Origin of the sequence: Spirulina subsalsa CS-330, from assembly GCF_028330765.1 — a bacterium.
Taxonomy (GTDB): Bacteria; Cyanobacteriota; Cyanobacteriia; order Cyanobacteriales; family Spirulinaceae; genus Spirulina; species Spirulina subsalsa_A.
The window spans coordinates 1-5646 of the sequence record NZ_JAQMTY010000185.1; the positions used below are offsets into that span (position 1 = coordinate 1).

Genomic DNA, 5646 nt, shown 5'->3' on the forward strand with positions numbered 1-5646 from the left:
ACTTGGGTGCGTTGGCTTCTCAATTTTAACACAAGACTGAATTCAGTCGTCTCCCGTTGGTCGGTTTATTTGTTGGCAAAAATTCATCTCACCGCTAACCTAACGGTGTAGCGGGAGTCCTCTTTTTGCATTTAAGATAGGGCTAAATTTTTCCATCCGTGAAGGGACGCGACAACCGATGACGTTTACTGCTGCTTCGATCAATTGGGACGCGATCGCCGCTGAGTTAGGGGGGATTGAAGCGATCGCCGACCCCAACCAACTCACCAAACTTTCCCTGGACTACTACGACTTCAGCCCTATCCTCGCCGCTCAATTGGGCCACAAACGAGCGAACTTGGTGGTGCGTCCCACCACCGAAGCGGAGGTGCTGCGGGTGGCGCAAGTCTGTGTCAACCATCGGATTCCCTTAACGGTGCGCGGGGCGGGGACGGGGAACTATGGGCAATGCATCCCCCTCGATGGCGGGATTGTCGTGGACTTGACGAAACTCAACGCGATCCACTGGCTTCAAGGCGGGGTGGCCTGTGTTGATCCGGGGGTGCGCTTGGCGGCCTTTGATAAACAAGCCCGTCCCCAAGGCTGGGAATGGCGAATGTATCCCTCCACCTATCGCACAGCGACGATTGGCGGCTTCATTGGCGGCGGCAGTGGGGGCATCGGCTCGATTACCTACGGACAATTGCGCGATCGCGGCAATCTTCACGCCGTCCGCGTCGTCACCCTCGAAGACACCCCCCGCGTCCTCGAACTGCGCGGCGATGCGGTTCAGCAGGTCAACCACGCCTACGGAACCAACGGCATTATCACCCAATTGGAAGTCCCCCTCGCTCCGGCCTACGATTGGGCCGAAGCGATCGTCACCTTTGACGACTTTGCCGCCGCCGCCCAATTTGGCCAAACCCTCAGCGATGCCGATGCCCTGATCAAAAAATTAGTCAGCATCCACGCCAATCCAATTCCGCAATATTTCGCGGCTTTACAGGCCTATATTCCCGCCGGAAAATCCTGCGCCCTGCTGATCCTGGCGGCATCGTCGCTCGCCCCCTTGCAGGATCTTGTCGCTGAATTTAACGGCACGATCGCCTATACCAAACCCGCCACCGATGCCCAAAAAGGGATCAATCTCGCTGAATTTACCTGGAATCACACCACTCTCCACGCCCGCGCCGTAGACCCCAATTTGACCTATTTGCAAACCTTTTTCTTTACCCTCGAAAACGTGGAGAAGATGATCCGCGAGTTTGGGGATGAGGTGATGGTGCATTTGGAGTTTTTGCGGGTTAATGGCAAGGCGATTCCGGCGGGGCTGCAACTGGTGCGCTACACCACCCCCGAACGTCTCAACGAAATTATTCACTACCACGAAGCGAACGGCTGTGCGATCGCTAACCCCCACACCTACATCCTCGAAGATGGTGGGCGCAAAGTGATCGACCCGGTACAACTCGCCTTTAAAGAACAAGTAGACCCCTACGGTCTGCTCAACCCCGGCAAAATGCGAGCCTGGTTCGAGAAATATCCCCCCACGGCGTAACGCGAGATTCGACCTCTACCCAAGCCCACGATCGCACCTCAAGACGGCGTTAATCCCTGGGCTTGGAGGATGCTGTGGAATTTCGCGCCCCAGCCTTGGGAAAGGTCGAAGAAGCGATCGCGAATCTCCAGACAGGTGCGATGTTTTTCGTGGTAAAGCTCCGGATCATGGTAGAGCTTCAAGATCGCATCACCGTAGGCCTGCACATCGTCCGGCGGCACTTCCATCACAGCTTCACGGACATAGTGAATCGCAGGGCAAACCGCCGACGTGATCACCGGACGACCGGATAAAACCCCTTCGAGCACCACTTGGTTAAACCCTTCCACAAAGCGGGTTGTGGTGGGGACGATCACGACCTGGGCTTGCTCGTATTTTTCGAGGAGCACGGGGCGGCTACAGTGGCCATGGCAGACAAAGCGATCGCTCAACCCAGCCGCAGCGGCCGCCGCTTGCAATGGTTCGAGATCCGGCCCTGTGCCGCAGAGATCAATCTGGATCGTGGTGTAATCTTCCGCACGGAAACGCTGGGCAATGGTGAGGAGGTCGAAAATCCCTTTGTTCTCGCGCATCCGTCCCACATAGAGAATCTTGAAACAACTCTGATCATGTTGCGGCGGGGCAAAATCGTTGAACTGGTCAGGTTGATAAATCGACAGGAATTGCGTAATCGGCCGGGGCTTGCCCTGGGTGAGTTCGTGAATTTGAGCAGTGATATCGGGGGAGGTGGAGAGAATCGCGGTGGCATCTTTGGTAAAGAGGCGGCGATTTAATGCCCAAATCAGTTTCATTGCCTGGCTTTGGGGGCGATATTTAGCCCAGAGCACACAATGATAGGAGGGCACAACTTTAATCCCAAGCCAAGCAATGGGAGAGAGGAAGAAGGGAAAAACGCGCCCGCCTTGGATGACGAGAACATCGGGACGATAGGCGATCGCTTCCCAAATCAAATGCAACCCCGCCCACAGTTGTCCCCCATAGTAGAGCAGCGGCGAACTCGTTTCAAACGGCACGGGACTATGTTTGATTTTGCCGTTGCCATCTTGGATCACCCCAGGGCGCTGACAGCGAGACAGCACATAGAACTGCGCATTCAAGCTCCGACAGAGATCAAAAAATTGATAGACAAAGGGCAGCGTGCAATGGTTCGGATCAACTTCACCGTTGCGCCAATAGTTATACACACTTGCCGCATCCACTGGGCCAGAGGCATAGAGAATTTTGAGGGGTTTCATGTTTTTTTTGAGCAGTGGAAAATAAGAAAGACAGCACAATACTCAGATGACCAATAATCCTGGGGAAAGACCACTAAAATACGTCAGGAAAGATGACAAGAATATAATTTGATCCTATCATCTAAATCTTGGCAAATCTGCGATATGAAGCGACTCTTGATTTATAATGTGGCTAGCTTGCGCTTCGGTATACTCTGGATGTAAAACGTCAAAATGCACCACCAGAAAATAGGTACGATTTCCCATTCACCAAAAACACCAAGACTAATCTATGCATCGGGTCCCTGTGATGCAGTCAGATTACATACGTTCTATCAAAAAGGGGAAGATGATCCCTCCCATTTTGCTGTGATTTACACGCAGCAATTTTTTGACATTTGCAAAACACTCAATGCCAAAGCAATGGTTATCTCTTGGCATCAGCGCAAAGCACAGATGCAGAGTGATATGCTGACAATTCAGCACTGGCCATTCAAGTTCCATAAAGGCCCAGGATTACTATACCATCTAGAGCAGTTCTGGAAAACATTAAAGTTATCCATGCTTGCCATCCTGTTCAGGGCAGATGCGGTGATTGTGGTGACATCTTGGCAGCATTTTTATATTCTGAGCCTCTTGGGTCTGTTTGGTATTCCGGTGATTGCTGATTTTCATACGAAGCCTATTTCTAGCGCCAATCGGAAAACACAATTAACAGAGTTAATCAAGGCGCTGAACATTCATTTTTTGACCCATCACTGCCATGCCATTGCGGCGGTTTCTGATGATATTCGTGAACAGGTGCAGGAGATGGTGGGCAATACGTGCAAACCTGTGCATGTGTTTTATCCCACCTATCGCCGTCAACGATTTGCAGGGATTGAGCCACCGGATCGATCGCGACCCACATTTAATGTGTTGTTTGTGGGCCGCATTGAAGAGAATAAAGGCGTTTATATTCTCGTTGAAATAGCACGGCTTTTTGCGCAACAACATCAGACTAATATTGTTTTTGACATTTGTGGTCACGGGAGCCAGATTAACAAGATCAAAACAATTATTACTGAAGAAAATTTGTCTCAATCGTTGAGGTGTCATGGACAGCTTGAACATCAGGATTTAAGGGCAATGTATAATCGCTCTCATGTTGTGATTGTGCCGACAAAAACAACGTTTAATGAGGGTTTTAATAAAGTGGTTTTGGAGGCTATTTTGTCGGGACGGCCTGTGATCACGTCATCGGCTTGTCCAGCGTTGAGAGCCGTGGCAGAGGCAGCGATCGCAGTTCCTCCCGATGATGCCAATGCCTATAGTCATGCTGTTTTATCTCTGTATCAAGACCGAGATTTATACAGCACAAAACAGCAAAGTGCGCTGGCGTTACAGCGCAAGTTTTATGACCGGGATAAAAGCTGGGAAGTCACGCTTGAGCACATCATTGCTCCGATTCTGTCCCCGCCCTAAACTACTCGTCCCACCAATGGGCCATGATGCTGCTGTCGAGAACATGATTGACCGATTCAATTTCGTCGGGTTTGAGTTTTTTGCGCCAGGCTTGGGCAACGCTCATCGGTGTGCCTTGGATCGCACCCCAGACGGATTCTTTGGTTCCAGCTCGAATGAACGCTTCAATCTCCGGAGTCCAAGGTTGATTGCAAAATTCATAAACCTGCCGGGCTGTGCCGATCGGGTCATGGGCAAGATTTTCGTAGAGGATGAGGTGATAGTTGGGCAGGCCCTCGCCGGCTTGATGGATGGTTTCGGTGACGTAGCGCCAGAACCACATTTCACTTTCAGCGATGGGCATGGTGTCGATATTGTCGCCAAACTGTGCCGCCCAATCCGGCGAAACCGCCAAGACATCCCGGAGGCGGTCTTTGTTGCGTTGGTTGATGCGATCGCGATCGCGCACCGCCAAAAACCGATTTAGCCAAGAATTCAGCCGCCCCCCCGGATGGCGCACAATATGCAGCACGGGAACCTGGGGGCGATTTTTGAGCAACCACACCGCCACCCGCGCCGCCTGGTTAATCTTCAGCACCGCGTAGGCCTGCTCTAGTTTTTGCTGATCCCCCACCCACCAAGGCATCGACCATTCTCCCGGTCGCATCCCTGGGAACACCGTTCGCAAAGCCTGACGAATCTTCGGACGCGCCGGGTAATACGCCACCCCCAATTTTTGCGCCCAGGGATGCACATACTGTTTCGGTGTGGCGAGGCGATGATCGCGCTCTCCCATATGACTCCCCATCCAAGCCGCAATCTCATCCCAATGGGCGGCCATATCGGTCATGGTGGCCACATCTTGGCCACCCTGCCAGAGGGGGGCGAGTTGTTGGCAGGGGGAATCGTGGACTTCGTTGGGTTCGTTGCGGCAGTAGGTCAGGGGACTCGCATCCAGGATATCAAGGAGCCAGTTTGTCCCGGAGCGACCGTGACCCACAATCAGAGCATAGTTTTGCATGGAAAAAAGAAATCAGCCAAGTCATTCCTCACCATCATACGTTGCCCGATCCGGACAGAAGTGAGAGATTCACAGAGAGAAAAAGAAGGGTGCATCTCACTTTTGCAGATTCCCATGGCTCGCCAGAGATCCCCCTCATCCCCAGCCCTTCTCCCGCAGGAGAAAGGAGCCAAAAGCCCTCTCCTGGGGGCTACTGCTTATACACAAACTGCTCTTAGCGATGTTCACCTTCTCTCGATCCCCCCTAGCCCCCCTTTTTAAGGGGGGAACGCAAAAAAGTCCCCCTTAAAAAGTAGGGCTGATTCATTGTAGTGAGAGTAAAACCTCCTCCAGCCGATTGGCAAAAAATCGCTTCGCATTGGCAATGGATTTCAGCCCTATCCGGCGAGCCGCAGTGATTAAGAAATTGCGAATCGTTGAGTAATTAGCCG

General features: G+C 52.2%; 4 protein-coding genes. 2 read left to right on the top strand and 2 right to left on the bottom strand.

Annotated features, from left to right (window positions below; translation table 11 throughout):
- Nucleotides 1–178: 178 nt before the first annotated feature.
- A complete protein-coding gene (locus PN477_RS12980) occupies nt 179–1537 on the top strand; it encodes an FAD-binding oxidoreductase (RefSeq protein ID WP_272122495.1) in 1359 nt (452 codons plus the stop codon).
- A gap of 38 nt (nt 1538–1575) precedes the next feature.
- Here PN477_RS12980 and PN477_RS12985 read toward each other — a convergent pair whose 3' ends face one another.
- Complete coding sequence (locus PN477_RS12985) at nt 1576–2772, bottom strand: glycosyltransferase family 4 protein (protein ID WP_272122497.1); 1197 nt, start codon at nt 2770–2772, stop codon at nt 1576–1578.
- 213 nt (nt 2773–2985) lie between these two features.
- On the opposite strand from PN477_RS12985, the gene PN477_RS12990 reads away from it, so the two are divergent.
- The gene (locus PN477_RS12990) at nt 2986–4215 is read left to right on the top strand and encodes a glycosyltransferase family 4 protein (protein WP_272122500.1); all 1230 of its coding nucleotides are present in this window, start codon (nt 2986–2988) and stop codon (nt 4213–4215) included.
- Between the two features lies 1 nt (nt 4216).
- Here the strand turns inward: PN477_RS12990 and PN477_RS12995 are convergent, their stop codons facing one another.
- Nucleotides 4217–5215, bottom strand: coding sequence for a sulfotransferase (locus PN477_RS12995; protein WP_272122502.1), 999 nt, complete (start codon nt 5213–5215; stop codon nt 4217–4219).
- Between the last annotated feature and the right edge of the window lie 431 nt (nt 5216–5646).